The sequence below is a fragment of the Leptospira congkakensis genome, assembly GCF_004770265.1.
Lineage (GTDB): Bacteria > Spirochaetota > Leptospiria > Leptospirales > Leptospiraceae > Leptospira_A > Leptospira_A congkakensis.
The window spans coordinates 432,228-451,292 of record NZ_RQGQ01000017.1 but is presented as its reverse complement, the minus strand read 5'-3'; the positions used below and the strand labels follow the sequence as shown (position 1 = coordinate 451,292).

19 protein-coding genes are annotated in these 19,065 nt (G+C 37.5%); 12 read left to right on the top strand and 7 right to left on the bottom strand.

The window, feature by feature from the left end; genetic code table 11:
- Window positions 1-27 precede the first annotated feature (27 nt).
- Together EHQ70_RS15635 and EHQ70_RS15630 are read left to right on the top strand one after the other, a co-directional pair.
- Window positions 28-1,605, top strand: coding sequence for an LIC10012 family protein (locus EHQ70_RS15635; RefSeq protein WP_135587939.1), 1,578 nt, complete (start codon window positions 28-30; stop codon window positions 1,603-1,605).
- Window positions 1,586-2,473 carry a helix-turn-helix domain-containing protein gene (locus EHQ70_RS15630; RefSeq protein ID WP_135587932.1) on the top strand — a complete coding sequence of 296 codons (888 nt, stop codon included), beginning with the start codon at window positions 1,586-1,588 and terminating at the stop codon, window positions 2,471-2,473. Before EHQ70_RS15635 ends, EHQ70_RS15630 begins: the two co-directional genes overlap by 20 nt.
- Here the strand turns inward: EHQ70_RS15630 and holA are convergent.
- Window positions 2,452-3,561, bottom strand: coding sequence for a DNA polymerase III subunit delta (holA, locus tag EHQ70_RS15625; RefSeq protein ID WP_135587930.1), 1,110 nt, complete (start codon window positions 3,559-3,561; stop codon window positions 2,452-2,454). The two genes, EHQ70_RS15630 and holA, sit on opposite strands and share 22 nt — an antisense overlap.
- 51 nt (window positions 3,562-3,612) lie before the next feature.
- Between holA and EHQ70_RS15620 the strand changes: the two genes are divergently transcribed.
- Window positions 3,613-3,843 (top strand): hypothetical protein, encoded by a 231-nt coding sequence (locus EHQ70_RS15620; protein ID WP_135587928.1) that lies wholly within the window; start codon window positions 3,613-3,615, stop codon window positions 3,841-3,843.
- Here the strand turns inward: EHQ70_RS15620 and EHQ70_RS15615 are convergent.
- Window positions 3,827-4,402, bottom strand: coding sequence for a Maf family protein (locus EHQ70_RS15615; RefSeq protein WP_135588518.1), 576 nt, complete (start codon window positions 4,400-4,402; stop codon window positions 3,827-3,829). The two genes, EHQ70_RS15620 and EHQ70_RS15615, sit on opposite strands and share 17 nt — an antisense overlap.
- Window positions 4,403-4,441: 39 nt before the next feature.
- Between EHQ70_RS15615 and EHQ70_RS15610 the strand changes: the two genes are divergently transcribed.
- The 3 genes from EHQ70_RS15610 to EHQ70_RS15600 are packed head-to-tail and all read left to right on the top strand — an operon-like array spanning window position 4,442 to window position 6,061.
- Entirely contained in the window at window positions 4,442-4,684 is a 243-nt protein-coding gene (locus tag EHQ70_RS15610; protein ID WP_208729582.1) for a hypothetical protein, read from the top strand.
- A complete protein-coding gene (locus tag EHQ70_RS15605; protein ID WP_135587926.1) occupies window positions 4,681-5,418 on the top strand; it encodes an SDR family NAD(P)-dependent oxidoreductase in 738 nt (245 codons plus the stop codon). The genes EHQ70_RS15610 and EHQ70_RS15605 overlap by 4 nt, the downstream gene beginning before the upstream one ends.
- A 16-nt stretch (window positions 5,419-5,434) precedes the next feature.
- A complete protein-coding gene (locus EHQ70_RS15600; protein ID WP_135587924.1) occupies window positions 5,435-6,061 on the top strand; it encodes an L-threonylcarbamoyladenylate synthase in 627 nt (208 codons plus the stop codon).
- A gap of 19 nt (window positions 6,062-6,080) precedes the next feature.
- Here EHQ70_RS15600 and EHQ70_RS15595 read toward each other — a convergent pair whose 3' ends face one another.
- Window positions 6,081-7,076 carry a CapA family protein gene (locus EHQ70_RS15595; protein ID WP_208729568.1) on the bottom strand — a complete coding sequence of 332 codons (996 nt, stop codon included), beginning with the start codon at window positions 7,074-7,076 and terminating at the stop codon, window positions 6,081-6,083.
- 52 nt (window positions 7,077-7,128) lie between these two features.
- On the opposite strand from EHQ70_RS15595, the gene EHQ70_RS15590 reads away from it, so the two are divergent.
- On the top strand, window positions 7,129-8,835 hold the full coding sequence (locus EHQ70_RS15590) for an alkaline phosphatase family protein (protein WP_135587922.1): 1,707 nt from the start codon (window positions 7,129-7,131) through the stop codon (window positions 8,833-8,835).
- Between the two features lie 20 nt (window positions 8,836-8,855).
- On the opposite strand, the gene EHQ70_RS15585 is transcribed toward EHQ70_RS15590, so the two are convergent.
- From EHQ70_RS15585 to EHQ70_RS15570, 4 genes are read right to left on the bottom strand one after another with little or no spacing between them, the layout of a single operon-like run.
- Window positions 8,856-11,048 (bottom strand): ribonuclease R family protein, encoded by a 2,193-nt coding sequence (locus EHQ70_RS15585; RefSeq protein WP_135587920.1) that lies wholly within the window; start codon window positions 11,046-11,048, stop codon window positions 8,856-8,858.
- Between the two features lie 4 nt (window positions 11,049-11,052).
- The gene (gene tsaB, locus EHQ70_RS15580; protein ID WP_135587918.1) at window positions 11,053-11,724 is read right to left on the bottom strand and encodes a tRNA (adenosine(37)-N6)-threonylcarbamoyltransferase complex dimerization subunit type 1 TsaB; all 672 of its coding nucleotides are present in this window, start codon (window positions 11,722-11,724) and stop codon (window positions 11,053-11,055) included.
- Window positions 11,721-12,179 carry a tRNA (adenosine(37)-N6)-threonylcarbamoyltransferase complex ATPase subunit type 1 TsaE gene (gene tsaE / locus EHQ70_RS15575; protein ID WP_135587916.1) on the bottom strand — a complete coding sequence of 153 codons (459 nt, stop codon included), beginning with the start codon at window positions 12,177-12,179 and terminating at the stop codon, window positions 11,721-11,723. The genes tsaB and tsaE overlap by 4 nt, the downstream gene beginning before the upstream one ends.
- Window positions 12,176-13,030: an Hsp33 family molecular chaperone HslO gene (locus tag EHQ70_RS15570; RefSeq protein ID WP_135587914.1), complete on the bottom strand. Its 855-nt coding sequence runs from the start codon at window positions 13,028-13,030 to the stop codon at window positions 12,176-12,178. The genes tsaE and EHQ70_RS15570 overlap by 4 nt, the downstream gene beginning before the upstream one ends.
- 52 nt (window positions 13,031-13,082) lie before the next feature.
- Here EHQ70_RS15570 and EHQ70_RS15565 point away from each other — a divergent pair, with 52 nt between their 5' ends.
- The 5 genes from EHQ70_RS15565 (at window position 13,083) to EHQ70_RS15545 (ending at window position 19,038) form a co-directional block, all read left to right on the top strand.
- Window positions 13,083-15,089: a beta-galactosidase gene (locus tag EHQ70_RS15565; RefSeq protein WP_341867413.1), complete on the top strand. Its 2,007-nt coding sequence runs from the start codon at window positions 13,083-13,085 to the stop codon at window positions 15,087-15,089.
- Window positions 15,090-15,114: 25 nt separating this feature from the next.
- Complete coding sequence (locus EHQ70_RS15560; protein WP_135587910.1) at window positions 15,115-16,005, top strand: LIC_10030 family protein; 891 nt, start codon at window positions 15,115-15,117, stop codon at window positions 16,003-16,005.
- Window positions 16,006-16,017: 12 nt separating this feature from the next.
- Window positions 16,018-16,860, top strand: a complete 843-nt coding sequence (locus EHQ70_RS15555; RefSeq protein ID WP_135587908.1) for an inositol monophosphatase family protein — start codon at window positions 16,018-16,020, stop codon at window positions 16,858-16,860.
- A 107-nt stretch (window positions 16,861-16,967) separates the two neighbouring features.
- Window positions 16,968-17,543, top strand: coding sequence for a superoxide dismutase (locus EHQ70_RS15550; protein ID WP_135575857.1), 576 nt, complete (start codon window positions 16,968-16,970; stop codon window positions 17,541-17,543).
- Between the two features lie 112 nt (window positions 17,544-17,655).
- Window positions 17,656-19,038, top strand: coding sequence for an anthranilate synthase component I family protein (locus tag EHQ70_RS15545; protein WP_135587906.1), 1,383 nt, complete (start codon window positions 17,656-17,658; stop codon window positions 19,036-19,038).
- Window positions 19,039-19,065 lie beyond the last annotated feature (27 nt).

The window sequence follows — 19,065 nt, the reverse complement described above, 5'->3', positions numbered from 1 at the left end:
TTCTCTGATTGAACCGATTCTAATTTTATGTCTCGCTGTTCTTTCCGCATTTTCTACACACTAACCCTCGTTTTTATTGCGTGCTTCCCGCAAATTATTTTTGGGAAAGAAATTTCTATTTTACCAGCTTATATTTCGGGCGAAGTTCCACCAGTTTTAGGATCTAGAAGAGAGGCGGGATTTGAATTGTCCCGTCTTTCACGACATTATCTCAAACGGAATTTTTTTACTGAAATCACAGATCCAAAACTTGTAGAAAGTTTTTTAAATGAATCAGAGTGGAACGAAGAGGCAGAGTTAAAAGATCAAGATTTGTATTCTTATTGTAACGAATGGGATTCTCATTTCGTGGTTCAAGATCAGATTGATTTTGGAAATCCCATACTTGTTAAATCCGTAATTTTTAATTGTAAAAACCAAACGAGACAAACCATTCAATCCAAACTCATTTCAAATTTTGTTTTGGCATACGAAAAACATAACGAAAAAAGTTTTCGATTTTTGCCTCCACGTTTTTATGAAAAGAAAAACAAAGTTGCTCCTAACTATGAAATTAATGTTTTTATCGATATCAATTCCTCTTATGCCTATTACAAAAAAGACATTTTAAAAAGTTTAACTTCCATGTATGATCAAGATGGATTGTTTTTGGGTGTGACCCTTGTGAAAAAGGATAAAATCGTTACCATTCCTCCTACAAAAGAACATTTTGAAATTAAAAAATTAATGGAAGAGACTGGCTGGCAAGGAAATAACCAGTCCGAATCGATTTTATCCGCCTTACAAGGATTAAAGTCTAAAATTTCCTCTGGGAAAAAAGAATCTAGAAAATTATTTTTACTACTTTCCTCTTCGGTAAAAGATAAGTCAGGCTCTATCATTATGGCACTAAATGATTTACGTCATATGGAAATCGAACCGGTTTTATTAGTACCAAACCATTCGGAACTAAGTACCATTAGAGAATTACAAAGGATTGGTAAGGCAAGTAACAGTCGAGTTGTAGGAATTACGGAATACCAAAAAATTGGAACCTCGGAAGGATATGAATATCTTTATCTAAACCAATTCAATGTATATTCCTCTATAGAAGAATTACAGATGCCTTTCAATTGGAACCAAAACCAAGTCAAAAAGTTTGATGCCTCTTTGGTTCGAGCCGCAGTGGATGTGATCACTCCATACAACCTTTATCTAGCTTATGAAAAAATATCCGATAAACGTGTTTTGGAAAAAGAAGAAATCAAAACTGATTTGGAATATATACTTCGAACAGAATCCAATACAGACCAAACAGAAAAAGATAGATTTCAAACAGTTCTTGTAGAATCAAAAGGGGAAGCCATTTGGATCCAGTTGCCCTACGATGTAGCTGTAACAAAAGGAAAAGAGTATTTGATCCAAACTACATTTGTCCTTGATCCTCTTTCTACTTGGGGAGTCAAAAACGCTCCTGCCGAAACAAATTTATTAAAGATCAATACAACATATCCAAAAACTCTTATGGTAAAACCTTCACAGGCAAAAAAGTTCTTAGATACGAACAAAATTAGAGAATTTAATGGTTATTTGCAAGGGACAGTGAGTGTCATCAAAAAGAAGTAAATCCATTTCAGAATGGATTTGTAATGGATCCGATATCCAAAAGATTCGCAACCAGTGGATTGAAACTTCAAATTCTAAATTACCGATGTTAATCATTGGAGATAGAGGTGTAGGGAAAAGTTTTTGGATTCAAAAAAGTTTAGAACAAAAAAATATTTCTCCAAATTCAACCATTAGTTTAGATTTTTCCTACCCGTTTTCTTTTACAGAAGCCTTAGAAAAAATCAAATCTTCCAAACAGATTGTTACCATTTTGATTGATCATATGACAAAGGCAAAACCAGAAGAAGTTTTGTTATTACAACAATGGTGGAAGTCTGAAAAATACGAAGAAAAATCCAAAGTCAATTTGTATTGGGAAATTCATTCTGAAGAACTCGAAATCCTAAACCAAAAGAATGTATATGCAGATTTTTATGATCAATTAAAGTCCTTTCGTTTTGAACTTCCCAATCTTAAAAAAAGAATTTCTGAATTACCCTTATTTGTTTCTCAATTTTTAGAGGAAGCAAACGCAGATCTTGGAAAAAAGATTACTGGTTTGGAAGAAGAGTTTTTTGTTTTTTTTAAAAACAAAACGTTTACATCCAATCTTTCTGAACTACGTGATATGTTATTCGCACTAGTTGGTTTTTCATCCGGCAAACAATTACATTGGAAACATATCCCATCTCATTTTTTCGAGAACAACCTGGGTGAGTTGGAAGTAAAACCTGGAATCAGTTTGGAAACTTATGAAAAAGAAATCATCAAAGCCAATTTGATCTATACAAAAGGAAACAGAGAAAAAGCAGCAAAACTTCTAGGTATATCCGAAAGAAATTTATATCGCAAATTACATGAATATCATTTAGAGGATCTTTCTTGAAGTAAAGAGAAGAGGTGCATAATTTTCTGCAAAAAATAATTCCTTCCTTCGTCGTCACGAAGACCCGATTTGAATTTAATATTCATTTCAATCACTTGGTCATAAAACTCATCTAAAATTTTATCTGTAAATAAAGCAGAATCAGAAACCAATTGTCTTCTTACGAAATTTTTTCTGGCATCTGAATAACTTCCTGTCTTTAAAAGTTCATCCATGATAGGAATGGGAACTTCACCATTGTGCCTTGCGCGAATGACTTTGATTTTACGAATTTCATCCAGTTTGTAACTGAGTCTAGTTAAGAAACTAAGTATCTCTGAGTTTTGGTCACCAAACTTTGTGAATTCTTTAAAAAAATCAACCTTTCGTTTTTGAACCAATGTTTCTACGAGGACATTCGTATTGAGTTCATTTTGACTAAAGAGAACTGAGTTAACATCTTCGATTGTAAATTTGGAACGATGAAGATATTGTTTTAGTTTTTTTACACTTTTAAGGTAAGCTCCCACATTTGCAGGAATTCGATGGATGAATTCATCGGCAGCATTGGGTTCAAAATGCACTTGTTCTTGGTCACAAACTTCTTTGAATACTTTTGGATAATCACTTGGATATAAAAACTTAGTTTTGTAATAGTTTAAGGTTCCTTGAAAGAGTTGGACCAAACTTTGCGGAATGTCTTTTCCATCGTAATGAACAATGAGAAAAATTTCATCGGAAACAGCTGTTATATTTTTACGAAATCCAGAAGCAAAGTCTTTCCATTCTTGTGTCGCCTTTGTATCGAGAATGGGTTTAAAAAGAGCGGCTGCTTGTTTGACAATGATGAGTTTTCTTGGGTAAAACATATCAGGTGTGAATAACTCGGCAAAAAGTTTTGCCTGTTCTCCTGATTCAGAAACAATCAAAATGATCTCATAGGCTCCCGCAGATTTCGAAAGGGCTTCTTTGTAATGATCAATGATGAGTTCAAATTCATAGGAATCTTCCCCCGTATAGGCAAAAAATTGCGGAAGGTTACTAGTCTGGGTTTTGAATAGTTGGAAAAGAGAGCTAAATTCTCTCGCTTGTGATTTTTTTGTTTCCATTTTCGTGAATCCGGTCTAATCTTTCGATAGGATCGAGGCGATATTCATAGTATGGAAATCTCAAGTAATGTGGCAAGAGTTTCAGGACTAGGCGAACCGTATATGTATGTGTCTCCCACATACAATACCCAAGCAGTGGAGCAAGTGGAAGCGATCCAATCTCGTTCTTACCAGCTAAAATATGTTTCCGGAGAAACGGAAAAAAAAGCGGCTGAGGTGCAAACGAGTCCCGATGCAAAAGCAGCTTACAAACCTGGAAATTTAGTTAACCTCTACGCTTAAAAGACCTTTCCCAATAAGGCAACCACACCGAAGAACGTGCGAAAAAACTTCGGAGTGGAAATCCCATCACATTTGTATACGATCCAACCCGCTCTAAAACAGGCCCGTTTGTATCCTGAATTCCATAAGAACCTGCTTTATCAAATGGTTGGCATCGTAAAATATAATCTCTTATTTCATCCTCATTCCAATTCTTAAATTGAATGACGGTTTCTTCATAGAAGAAATCAATCTTTGTTTCAGTTTGTAGACCAGCGCCCGAAAATACTGAATGTTTTTTCCCGGAGAGTGTTTGCAGAATGCGAACCGCATCTTCCAAGTCAGTGGGTTTGTGCAAAATTTCATTTTGGAATACAACTATGGTATCAGCGGCCAAATAGAGATGGTTAGGCTCTATATCTTGTCCTAATTTTGAGTGAACCATTCGTTCTAAATACCGAAGGGTTGGTTCCTGGTTATTTTGAGACTCGTCAATGTTTGCTGGTGTTACTTGGAACAAAAAACCGAGGTCAGTCAGTATTTGGATCCGTCTTGGCGATGTCGATTTGAGTATAAACAAATTCTTGCTATTCCTTACGGGATATTGTTTCATTTCATAATGGTGAATCCTCGACTTTTGGCTATTTTTTTATGGGCATTCGTTTTTGTTTTTGGATGCAAACGAGGTCTTTCGGAAGACATCCAAGATTGTAATCCCATAGCGGATTACTACGAAAAGGGAACTCACTATATAAGAAGAGATTTGGTTCGGGATGATAATACTTTAGATTATAAAAAACTTTTGGAAGACACAAAACCTCAAGCTAGCGATTGTTATCCTTCCAATCATGAGGTAAAATGAGTTTGTTTGATGTAAAAGGAAAAACAATTTTGATCACTGGTGCCAGCCGAGGCATTGGTAAAACATTGGCTCTAGGGTTTAGAGACGCTGGAGCTATCGTTTACGGTGCTGGTTCCAGACCAGAATCCATTGAATGGATGGCCAAAGAAAGTATCAATGGTGTGGTATTGGATGTGCGCAGTGAAGGTGCGGCTTATGAAGTCATTGGCCAAATCAGAGCAAAACATGGAAAACTGGATACTCTCATCAACAATGCAGGGATTGCAACAAACACTCCTGCTTCTGGATTTAAAGAAGAAGAATTACAAAATATAGTCCAAACAAACTATGTAGGTGTCTTTCGCAACTGCCAAGCCTATTACAAACACCATAAAAAAGAAGGTGGGAACATCATCAACGTAGCTTCGGTTCTGGGAATGGTGGGAAGTAAACTGGCTTCTGTTTATTCGGGCACAAAAGGTGCTGTCATCACTTTATCAAAAGCTCTAGCCATTGAGTGGTGTAATAATGGTTACCGAGTGAATGTGATTTGTCCTGGTCTTATTGATACAGAAATGACCGATATGATCAAAGACAAAGAATTCATCATGAAACAAGTGCTTGCTGGAATTCCGATGGGTCGACTCGGAAAACCAGAAGAATTACTAGGTGCAGCAATTTATTTAGCATCAGATACTTCTTCCTATATGACAGGCCAGTGTATCGTTCTTGATGGGGGGCTCACAGCACAGTAGTTGCTTGTGAAAATAGATGATCCTATACCTCCATCCAGAAAATCCAGAAGTCCGAAAACTCAAACAGATTTCGGATAGGTTGAAAGATGGAGCCGTATATATTTTCCCAACTGACACAGTTTATGCGATTGTTGCGGATGCACACTCAAAACTTGGTGTAGAAAAAATATACGCCATTCGTAAATTACCCAAAGACAAACCACTTTCTCTTATGTGTAAAGACATTTCAATGGCATCCAATTTCATTGAATACTTACCTAATTCTGCCTATCGTTTGATGAAACGAGTGACACCAGGACCTTTTACCTTTGTCCTGAAAGCCAATAAAAATCTACCAAAACCTTCGGTTGTCCATCATAAAGACAAACAAATCGGCATTCGGATTCCTGATCATATCTATTTGACTGAACTTTTAAAAATCCATGATTCTCCTCTCACTTCCACTTCTGCCTTTTGTGATGACGAGTTTATCATCGATATTGATGATTTAGAATCTATTTATGGCAACCAAGTGGATGGGATTGTGGATGGCGGGATAGTCAAAACGGAACTTTCGACTATCTTACAAATCAATGATGATTCAATTGATTTGATCCGTGAAGGAAAAGGATATGATTTAATCGCAGGAGAAATTTCTAGTTAGCGAAGAAAATCTAAGTTAACTAGAAACTAATACCGGGAATTTTTTTAAGATGCGCCTCATATCCCAGCATTTTCTTTTCAGAATGTTTCGGGAGTTTTATAGGAATTTCATTCTTTGTGTATTTCAGAATGGGTATGATTTTATATCCATGTGGATAAACCCAAACAGGTTCAGTTGTTACCGATTTGATTTTTTTCCTCTGTTTGGAATCCAACTCCAATGCAAAAGATAAAATAATTCCGCCATCGGTTGCCTCCATATTTTGTGCTGATAAAAAGTTTCCCAATGAATACGCAACTAATCGGTCTTCTTCATTTTGATCATCTTGAAATACATCTACTTTTTGGACGACATGTGGATGTCCGCCGATGATAATGTCCGCTCCTGCTTCTAATCCAATGTTCACCCATTTGGTTTGTGATTTGTCAGGTTTTTCTTCATACTCCGATCCATAGTGATACCACAGGATTACAAAATGAATTCCGTTTTCTTTGGCGAAAGCCACATCTTCTTTGATTTGTTTTTCATTCAAAAGCCTAACAATTCGATCATTTTTGACAGGAATTCCATTGGTTGAATATGTATAATTATAAATCGCAATTTTGATTCCGTTGATTTCTGTAAAAAAATCCTTTCGTTCTAAGTAATCAGAAATTGTTTTAAAAGTTCCGATCGGAATCATACCTTTTTGGATCACTGAATCGATTGTATTATCGATTCCAAACGGACCTTTGTCAGCAGAATGATTGTTAGCTGTGGATAAAATATCAAATCCTGCATCTTGGATTCCCGTTAAATAACCAATGGGAGATCCAAATTTGGGATAACCTGTAAATTCATTTGGATCTGTTGCGATCGTAGTTTCTAAATTGCCTAATGTTAAATCAGCATCTTGTAATGAATTTGATACGTATTCGAAACTACCACTAGAATCATAATCTTTTGTTTTTACACGGTAATAGGTAGAGATTTGTGAGTTATGGCACATGAGATCACCAACAACTTTAATTCTCACTTGCCTAGTAAAGTAAACATCAGGTAGAGTGTAACAAGAAAGGCAGGGAACCGTGATCAACCAAAAAAACATAAAACGAAATAATGCATTCATAATTGCTATCTTGCTAGTTCTCTTTAGTTGTGGTTGGGAAAAAGACTATAAACGTGCTGCCTATTTATCCTTACAACCAGATACCGATTTAATATTAGCACCATTTCCATTCAATATATTTGATAGAGAGGCAAGGGATGCAATCACTCTTTCGCATTATTCAAAGGAAGAGGTTAAAAATATTTTAGAAGATCACAATTTATCTTGGGAAACGTTAAACCACGAGTGGCAATTGGATGCGGAAGACGAAAACTTTTCGAAAGAAGTAAATTACACTTCGCATTATACACAATATTTTTATGATACAGAAATTCCCATTTGGATTTACGGGCCAAAATGGATTCGAAATGGACAATACTCGGATGAAATCAACCAACAGCATATTCCATCCATTTACGGAAAAATTTTAGACTTTAAGTTTAAAAATACAATCGATGTATCTTATTTAGATAAAATATTCCAAAACGAAACCACCAAACCAGAAATTATTGTTACCATTGTTGTGGACCAAGGCGGTAGACAACTTTACAAAGCTCACAAAGGTGCTTATCCCTTTCTTGAAGATTTTAAAAACAAATCTGCCTATTTCAAAAAAGCAAAAGTGGCCCATTTGGAATCGCATACAGCAGTCGGGCATATGGCGATTGGAACTGGTGCTTTTCCAAAAGATTCAAAGATCTTTTCAAATGAAATTTATACTTATGCGGACGGGAAAGTCCTCCATAGACCGGTATACCAAGGGAAAAACAAAGATTGGGATTTGAGCGAGATGGAGGTTCCAAGTTTTGCCGATGAATGGGACCTTTCAAACAATAACGAACCTGTCATCGTTAGCCAATGTTATGCGGCTAGAGCAGCCGTTGGAATGGCTGGTCATGGAAAACTATATAATCCAATCACAAATGAGTCTCGAAAAATTTCTCCAGATAATGATTATGTTTATTGGCAAGACATTAAAAATTTATCTTGGTCCACCTATACAGATGCATTCCTTGTTCCCAAGTCCGTGCAAAAGTACAATTTGTATCAATTCTATTTGAATCATAAAAAAGATATTTCTACTCATTTTGATGCAAAAGATCTTGTAGATTTAATTTCAAAAATTCATCATTTCCAAGGATCCGAATTCCAAGCGAAAATGGATGGTGCCCTTTTTCGCGATACCATTACAGAAACCATTCTTAATACAAAAAAAGATAAAGATGGAATCACGGATCTTGGTTATGTTACTTTAAAAGCCACAGATGCTGTTGGACATTTGTATGGATGGGAATCTAAAGAAGCGGAACAAGTTCTAAAAGCTACAGATAAAGAAATTGAAACTATCTTTGAATTTCTAAAAACCAATTATGGAGAAAATTTCATTATGGTGGTAACGGCTGACCATGGGGCAGCGCCAATGCCAGAAATATCCGATGGTCTCTTTTTAAGCCATGAAATGTTTTTTGATTCAGTAAACGAACTACTGCCAGAATCTGAAAGAACCAAACATTCTTTAGTTAAGTGGGTGGCTCATTCGCAGTTATCTTTGGATCGAGATTTGATGAAGAAATACCAAATCAGTGAAGAGACAATCATTCAAAAAATCATGTCGATTCAAGTGAGAGAAAGGCAGTTTTTTAGAAAGGTTTGGAAACGAGAAGAAATTCCGAATCTATCTTTATAAAATAGATTCGGAACAGTTGGTTATTTCTTTTTTGGAGAGGGTTCGTCTTTTTTGAAATCTTTTAATTTTAAAAAAACTTTGATCTCTTCAAAATCAATTCGATCAAGGCTTACGGAAACTGGATCGCCGATAAAAAATATTTTGGAATATTTTTTAGAATAAAAAGAGAAATCATTTTTGATCATAACTTCAAATTCATCAGTAAACTCTGATTTATCGAGCACACCTTCCAAATTGGAAATATCTAATTCCACAAAAATTTGAGAAGGTCGGATCCCCACAATAAATCCTTTAAACTCTTGGATTCCCGTTGATTCCAAATAACGAAACGATTTGATTTTTACAATGTCTCGTTCCGCATCTGCGGCTCTTCTTTCTTCTTCTGAACAATGAAGTCCCATAACAGCAATTTCATTTTCAGAGTATGCTCTTTCAGTTTCTAAAAGAGTTGCTTGTAATACTCTATGCACAATTAAATCAGGATACCTGCGGATGGGTGAGGTGAAATGACAATAGTCTTTAAATCCAAGCCCCCAGTGACCGAGAGGATCGGATCCGTAATAGGCCTGCATAAAACTTCGTAGCAGTAAATAGTTGAAAATTTTTCCAACGGAACCATCTTCGATCTCTTTTACTGCCTTCATGATTTCTGCATAACTTGTATCTTTGATTTGGATGTTATATCCATTCAATTGGAGAAAATGATTGAGAGTCTCTAACTTTTCTTCATCCATAGCTTCGTGGATTCGATGCAATGATGGAGCTTTTCGTTTTCTCAAAAACTCATCTACTTTCAAGTTAGCAGACAACATCAACTCTTCAATCAGCATATGGCTTGTTAGTCGTTCACGATTGACTATTCCTACAGGCTCTTTACGTTCGTTCCAAGTGATTGTGGTTTCGCGTAAGTTTAAATCGATTCGTCCGGCTTCCATTCTACGTTTGCGAAGGGCTTCTGTGAATTGTGAAACTTGATACATCCAATTTTTGGGATCTTTGGCTTTGATTTCCTCTTCGGCCATTTCATAAGTGTATCTTGTATTCACTTTGATGACGGATTTATAAAACTTAGCATTGTAAATTTCACCAGATTTACTTGCTTCCATCTCTACGGTAAAGGCCAGGCGATTGGTATTCGCAACCAAACTGCAAAGGTCTTCTGATAAAATCGGTGGTAACATGGGAACCACTCGGTTGGCTAAATAAACCGAAGTGGCTCTTTCATAGGCCTCTTTGTCTAGAGGAGAATCTTTTTCTACATAATAGGAAACATCAGCAATATGAATCCATACGCGAAGCCTATTTCCTTCATCGACAAAACTAATGGCATCATCAAAATCCTTTGCTGTGATTCCATCAATTGTGACCGCATATAAATCCCGTAAGTCGGTCCTACTGTTCCAATCAGAAACCGTTTTCTCCGAAACTTCTTCAGGAAAGTCCAAAGGAATAAAGTCTGGATGCACCGGATCGTAATTGTATTTCATTAGAATCCGTTGCAAGTCGCTGTCTTCTTTAGTATCCGATTCAAATCGAATAAAACTCACATCATAAAGATTGTCCTGAGGGATGGCTCCCTCTTTGAATTTTACGATGAGGGTATCGTTTACATTAATCGAATCAAAGGTATCTTTGAGAATGGATTTAACGTGAAGGACTCCTTCTTTGCCTTCGCCGAGCATATCGAGGAAATTTCCAAAAACAAATTTGTTTGTTTTTTCTTTCACTCGCATTCGGTAAAGAACACGGCCACGTTTTACAATATTCGTGACTTCTGCTTCGAGCCTGTCTCTTTTTCCAACTCCCAAAGGAATGACTTCTACCTTGTCTCCCGTGATCGCGGAATTGGTCATTGGGCCTGGAACAAAAATTTCGTTTTTGGAAGGGAGAGAGATAAAACCATCACCCCTACGAGAAATGGAGATTCTTCCTGTTAGGCGAAAGGGACTTGCTACAGTTAAATATTTTTTGTTAGGAATCAGTAATCCTTCGGATTCTAATAAATTGAGAAGTTGGTCGATGAGGAATTCGATTTCCTTTCTTGGAACTTTTTCTTTTCGTTTGAAGGATTTTACTTTCTTCGTTTTTGGGTCGGGTCGTTTGAATTCACTTGATTCGGTAAATTTTTTTTTGATCTCTTGTCTTGTGATGTCCTTTCCGGATTTTTGATCCAGAAATTCTATGATTTTCTTTTGTATTTTATAGGTATCCATAAATTCATTTGTGATCTACGTAGGTCCCGCGGATGTAGTTGGGCAGGAGAGATAAATAGTCGTTTTTATTAGGTTCTGTTTTGAAATACTCTTTCAAACTATACAGTAGTATAGACGAAAGATTTAGGTTTGTCGCTTCAATTTTTATGGCGGTACTAGGGTAAAACTTAGGCATATTGCCAGTATAGTACCAATTGTTAGGTGTCCATTCTCTCGTTTTAATTTTTGATTCTATACTTTCTGGAGTCATGTCCAAAGACTCGGAAAAACCATTTTCTGTTTCAAATTTTGTATAGTATTTTCCTTGTTTGCCATCCAAACAGAGTTGGGAACTTCCTTTACCAACTTTGTTTTCAGCAATTCCTACCAAATAGGCCTCCAAACTATCCACTCCAAAAACTGGAATTTTCCATAGTTGAGAAAGGTCTCTCGCAGTAGTGACTGTTATGCGAATACCGGTAAATGATCCCGGTCCACTCGCGACAAGGATTAGATCTGGCTTTTTAATGTTTGCGGTTTCCAAACCGACACGGATGAATTCCACCAATTTATAAGAGGATTCTTTTGGTGTGGTTTCCGTTTGTTCTGAAAGAATTTCTAACTCTAAGTTTTCAGAAGATCTAGCAACAAGAACCTGAATCCAGTCTTGGGTTGTGTCAAAATAGAGGACATTCATCGAATTTCTTCTTCCGACCATTCTAAGGTATAGGAACGGACTTCTATCGAATCTGCATCAATCGACAATCGAATCCGATTGGTTTTTGGTAGATAAAGTTCTGCAATTTGCCACCATTCAATCGCAGAGACCGCTTCTTTTCCCCAAATTTCTTCGAATCCAAGTTCATCCAGTTCTTCAGTAGATTTCAGTCGGTACAAATCAAAATGGTATAAACGAAAGTTAGGCGAATCATAAATATTGTATAAGGAAAAAGTAGGGGAATTGATGGAACTTTCTGTTCCAAACCGGCTATACCATTCGCGAATGAAAGTGGTTTTACCGGCACCCATTTCACCAGAAATCAGAATGACTGGGAACCTGTTTTTCTCTAAGAATTGTTTTACCAATTGGTCCAAACTTAAAAACACTGGGTTCAGTTCCGATTCTCTGAGGGAGAGAAAACTGGCTTTCATTGATTAAAGAATTTCTCCACATCAAAGGAATTGAATTGGTAAGCCGTTCTACAAAATTCACAAGTGATTTCAATCTTTCCAAATTCATCGATGATGGAATCGGCTTCTTGTTTGCCAAGGGAAGCAATGATATCAGCCACTTTATGTCTGGAACAATCACACAAAAATTCTGGAGATTCTTTGCTGAGAACTTCCAACTCCGATCCAATCTCTGTTTGCAATGATGCTAACATCTCATCGATATTCAGCGCCCAAAATGCTTCCTTTCTCACTAAGGGTTGGATTTTGGAAATAAGATAAGTAAAACTTTCTTCCGGTGCATCCGGCAACGCTTCAAAAAACAAACCTTTGGCGGAAAAATCATTTCCTGGAAAATCAAAAGGATACACTTCCATTCCCACAATGGCTTTGATTTGTTCCGATTCGGTTAAGTATTTGATAAAATTAACTTCGAAAGTATCTTCCACAAGGTTTGTGTAAGATTGGTATGTGTCCGAATCAAAATCCCAACGGATCACTTTCATGATTCCTTGGCCTAAAATGAATTCGTTTCGAATGTCACCTTCTTCATGACTTGCAGAATAAGCCACAGACTTCATCTTTCCGTAACGATCACTGTAGGCTAAAGCCTGTTTGTTGGAATCATCCTTCCATTGGATACTAACCTTTTGTTGGTTTTTTGTCATCTCTGCGAGAAAGAGTGCACCCATCATGGTTTTGGAAAGGAATACGGACATTTCTTTGTTTAGAGAATGAAGAAACATAGGTTCTTTGGCTGTTTCTGTCAAATCGACTAAAGTGAATCGATAGTGGTGGGTGTTGGATATACCTAAAATAACTTGGTCAGACATTATTTGATTGAAAGGGGTGTTTTCTGATTCAGTCTGTGTCACAAGATAGATTCTGCAATCTGAAAAAAGGAAAAATATGATCTTTGGCGCCTGTTATTATCCGGAACAATGGAACCCTAAGGATTGGGATGAAGACCTAAAAATTATGAAAGAGATGGGTCTTTCTTCTGTAAGACTCGCAGAATTTGCTTGGGGACTTATGGAACCCAAGGAAGGAAAGTTCGACTTTTCTTTGTTTGATGCTGTTTTAAAGAAAGTCCAAGACCATGGAATGACTGCGATTCTCGGAACACCGACGGCAACGTTCCCACCCTGGTTGTACAAAAAATTTCCGGAAATCGTTCAGGTTTCTAAAGAGGGAATTGTTCGAGGGATTGGTACAAGACGCCAAGCCTGTTTTTCTTCCCCTGCTTACAAAAAAGCAACGGAACGAATTGTTACCGCCATGGCCAAACATTTTGGCAACCATCCGGCAGTAGTAGGCTGGCAAATTGACAATGAACCAGGACATGAAGGCTCCGATGTTGATTATTCTCCATTAGCTCTTAAAAACTTTCGTTCATGGCTGAAAACAAAATACAAAACCTTAGATTCGCTTAACAAACGTTGGGGGAACATTTTTTGGGGAGTGATTTACTCGGATTGGAATGAAATTCCTCTACCGGCTGCTCATGTGGCTAGTAACTTTAACCCAGCGATGATCCAAGACTATTATAGGTTCCAATCAGATGAACTAGTTTCCTACATCCATTTCCAAGCTGAGATTTTGAGAAAGTACAGCAAAGGAAAACCTCTCACAACGAATCTTTATCCTTCTCCTTTTTTACCAATCACAGATATGGCAGATATGTTTTCCAAATTGGACTATGTGTCTTGGGATAACTATCCTGTTTGGGGGAACCAACAAGAACCATACCCACATCCACTGGTTACAGCCACTCAACAATATTCTAGAGGTTTAAAGAACAAACCATACACCGTGATGGAACAATTTTCGGGTGTTCAAGGTCACGATACTTTGGGTTACCTTCCACCGCCGGGTCAAATTGGTCTTTGGCTCACACAAGCCATAGTGAATGGCGCGAACCAAATTTATTTTTTCCGTTACCGCACGGCTCGTTTTGGTCAGGAACAACTTTGTTATGGAATTCTAGACCATGGAAAAAGAAAAACTGCCAAATACTTTGAATTAAAAGATACAATCGAAGACATTCGTGAGTTTGCTGCTGATATCGCAGATTCGCCTTACAAAGCAGAGGTGGCAATTTTACACGATATCGAAAATTCACGTAATTACAAACACCAACCTCTCAGTGATGGTTTAAAATTTGCTCCTGTTCCTTTTGCCCAGGTAGGCTACGATATTGAACTCGCCACTTGGTTTGCAGGAACCAATGTTTTGAATGTAAACTCTCATTCCCTTCCCATTAGTGCAGAGAACGACTGGTCTCAGTACAAAGTATTAACACTCCCTCTCTATACAATGTTTGATCCAGCAGTTGTGGAAAAATTAAAAACCTATGTAGCAGGTGGGGGAACTTTGGTTCTTGGTTACCGCGCGGGAATCAAAGACAAGGACCACTGGATGGTTGAAGAACCAGTTCCCGGTGTATTTGGTGAAATGACTGGGGTTGAAGTGTTTCAGTTTGAGGCACCCGCAACGGACAAAGTTGGGATTCGAATGGGAATATTACCTCTGAAAGGTGCCAAGTTTTGTGAAATTCTGGAACCAAAAACAGCAAAGGTCATCGCAAAGTATAATGACTCTAAAAAATTCTATTCAGGAAAACCAGCCATCACAGTGAATTCTTATGGAAAAGGCAAAGTTTATTATGTGGGAACTTCCTTAACTCCTGAAAGTTTCATTCTATTTTACCGAAAGGTATTAAAAGGGGCAGGAGTTCCTTTTGGTTTTCTTGGAGCAACGATTGAACGCCATTATCGTGAAGGAAAAAAATACAATTACCAAATCACGATGAATCATTCGTCGAAGTATAGATTGGCTGGCCTTTCGATTTTAAAACCTTTTGGATATAGAATCAAAAAGATTCCAAAATAGAAATTTGTTATTTGAAAAATAAAAAATGAAAGTACAAGATTATCAATCCATCAACCGGATCCTGAATGAAACATCCGCAAAAAATAAACCCGGTGAAATTTATGTAGATAACCTACATTCTCCATACATTCAGTTTGCAGAAAAGTTTTTGATTCCAGGAACTTCTAGCACGCAACCAGAGTTTGGTGATATTAAAAATTTTGTGCAAACGGTTCTGAAATACATTCCCGAGGCGATAGAAGGAACTTGTTTGTTACCGGAGCCAAGACCGAAACGAGAAACAGGAAAATTGTTTTTTGTTCGGCCAATGATCTTTGGCTCTTCTCGGTTTTTATACGTTTTTTCGGTAGATATGTTGTATTTGGGTGGAGCGGGGTCGGATGAAATTAAAAAACCTGGCTCACAAAATATGACTCCTTCCATCTTGACGGACAGGTTGTATTTCCAAGTTAAAATCATTCACCTTCATTCTACAAAAGAAGAGGGTGAAAACGTTACCGACTTTCAAGCGAAACGTTTCCAGGGTGGGATCTTTCGTGTGGAATCGGAAAAAGATGATAACAAACCCATTCGTAGATTTTCAGAAATTTTTGATGAAATTGATTTTTCAGAAACAGAATCAACCATTCGTGAAGAACTTGGTATCACACCTGAAGTTTGGAAACTGGGTAGGATTTATAGCCCTATAGGGATTGATTATTTGTCTTTATCTTTGCGTTTTTTAATTCCTAGTTTACCAAAAACGATTCAAAAGTTTCGAAACTTTTACCCCATTCTGACGGAAACAGAAGCGGGAATTCCAGAAGAAACTTTAAATAAGTATCATGAATATCTTTCTTCCTTTGAAGTAGAGAGGACTCAGTCGAAGTCCGGTAATATTTTATGGAAAGTCATCCAGGAATCATCCGATAATTAAAAAGCAGGTAGTATGGGCATATCTTCACCAACCATTAATTTTCCCATTGATGAAACCATCAAACGGATCGAATACGTAAAAGCAAATGCCATGGGTATCATCCATGAAGCAAAAAAAATCCAAAGAGAAGTATCTTCGATTCGTTCGGAAACTGATGCGGATGAAAAAGAAAGGATTGATGCCGCCGACGGTAAGTTAGGTGATATATTGATTCGTTTTTTACAAAAATCTTTTCCTAAAGATGGAATCATTTGTGAAGACAAACCCACCATTGATGGTGGTGATTTTAAATGGGTTTTAGATCCGGTGGACGGTTCCATGAATTTTGTTCGTGGCCTTCCGTTGTATGCCATTTCCTTTGGATTGGAACATAGAGAAACACCAGTAGGTGGAGTGGTAATCGTTCCTCCACAAGAATCCGTTTATTCCGCTGTGATGGGCGAAGGGGCATATAAAAATGGGGAACAAATTCGCACTTCCCGAATTTCGGAATTGAACCGTGCCATTTTTTCACCCAACCTTCCGACAAAACGGGCTCATATGATCCAAGAGATCATGGCTGACCTTTCTGGATTTTTAACGTATGCACGATCCTTTCGTAGAACCGGTTCCTTTGTTTTGGACGCTTGTTTTATCGCGGAAGGTGTGATGGATGCCATTTGGGAAAAGACTGTAAAACATTGGGACGTTTCGGCCATTTCTGTGATTTTAGCAGAAGCAGGTGGGAAATTGACTGACTTAAACGGAGTCCATTACTATACAGGACTTCCGGAGTTAGTGGCTTCTAACGGAGTTTTACATTCGGAAATTTTAAATTTATTGAAGACAGTTCGTTCTACAGTCAGTCGAAATTAATAGAGGGGAACGATTAGAATCGTTCTACTTTTTTAGTTTACGATTTGCTTTTGCGATCCATACTAGAGACAAAATACAATTACACTTGAATCCATCAGGAGAACACCATGGAACATAAACTCCCAGAACTTCCTTATGCAAAGGATGCACTTCTTCCCCATATTTCACCTGAAACTTTAGAGTTTCATTATGGTAAACACCACCAAACTTACGTTACAAACCTCAACAACCTAATCAAAGGTACAGAGTTTGAAAATGCTACTCTTGAAGACATTGTTAAGAAGTCTTCAGGTGGAATTTTTAATAACGCAGCGCAAATTTGGAATCACACATTCTACTGGCATTCTCTTTCCCCTAAAGGTGGTGGAGCTCCTACTGGTGCTGTTGCTGATTTGATCACAAAATCCTTTGGATCTTTTGACGCGTTCAAAGAAAAGTTTTCACAATCTGCAATCACTAACTTTGGATCTGGCTGGACATGGCTTGTGAAAAAAGGTGACGGTGTAGAGATCGTAAACACGAGCAATGCTGGTAGCCCTTTGAAAGATGGCCTCCAATCTCTACTTACAATTGATGTTTGGGAACATGCTTACTATATCGATTTCCGCAATGCACGTCCAAAATACGTAGAAGCATTCTGGAATTTAGTAAACTGGGATTTCGCAAACCAAAACTTAAAATAAGAACGGATTTAAGAATCACACGTCAAAAGGCAGGTTCCGGAATCCGGCTCCTGCCTTTTTTATTTCATAAAAAGATTCAAAATGAATCTTGGTAACTAATACAGAGTTTTTTATGACCCAAACACTTCCGAAAATTAAGATCCCCAAAAAACCAAATTATGCTTCCTTGTCGTTGCCGGAAGGAATCGAGTTTTGGGAACTCTTCCGGGTCATTGAGGCTAAATATGAGAATTGTTTCCTCCTTGAATCGGCTGGAGACAATCAATACGATTCCCGTTATTCCGTTATGGGATTCGACCCATCCCATCTCCTCGTGGGTGAGACGGGAGTTTTAGAAATTGATGGAAAAAAATATTCTGTTGAAAATCCATATTTTGCTCTTCGCGAGTTAGTAGATTACAATTCGCTAAGCATCAGTTATGCGGGAGGATTTGTTGGGTATTTAGGTTATCAAAGTATGCAATTCTTTGAACCAAAATTGAAACTCGAACCTCATCCTGATTTTCCAGCAATGATCTTCGGGCTGTATTTAGATGGGCTTATTTACGATAAATTTACTGGGGAACTAATCTATTTTGATAACGGAACGAATCGAATCGAAGAAGTGAACCAAATCCTAAACCTTGCAGTAAACCAAAAATCTCAAAAACCAAAAGCAAAGGTTTCCCTATTACAGTCTGGATTATCCAAAGAAGTTCACAAACAAATGGTGGAAGAGGCCTTAGAAGAAGTAAGGGCAGGAAATACTTTCCAGTGCCAAATTGGGTTTGAAGAAATCTACAAAGTTGATGGAAATCCGTTAGCCATTTATGAAACACTACGGGAAATCAATCCATCTCCTCATATGTATTATGTAAAATTTGGAACTCGTGCTATTTTAGGTGCGAGTCCAGAGTTACTCTTTCGTTTGCGACAAGGGGAAATGGAATCCTTTCCTTTGGCTGGAACCACCAAACGTGGAGTTGATGCCAAAGAAGACACATTCCTTGCTCGTAAACTTTTAACAGATCCAAAGGAAATTGCAGAACACAATATGTTAATTGATCTCCATCGTAATGATGTGGGTCGAGTGGCAAAATTTGGAACGGTAAAGGTACGTAGACGTTTTGATGTAAAAAGATTTTCTCATGTGCAACATATCTCCAGCGAAGTGGTAGGAATTCTTTCTTCCAAAGAAGATATGTTTTCGGGACTAGCCTCTTCGTTCCCAGCAGGTACACTTTCCGGTGCTCCCAAAATTGAATCGATGAAAATCATTGAAAGAATTGAAAAATCTCCACGTGGTCCTTATGGCGGAGCAGTTGGTAGTTTTGGATTGAACGGGGATTGTACGTTTGCCATTCCGATTCGAAGTTTTTTTGTAAATGGAAACAAGGGATTTGTCCGTGCTTCGGGTGGGATTGTTTTTGATTCCAAACCAGAAGATGAATACCAAGAAATTATCAATAAAATGGCATCTGTTCGAAAGGCCTTAGATTTACATAAATCAGAGTAACTGATTTAAAACAATACATCCAGATAG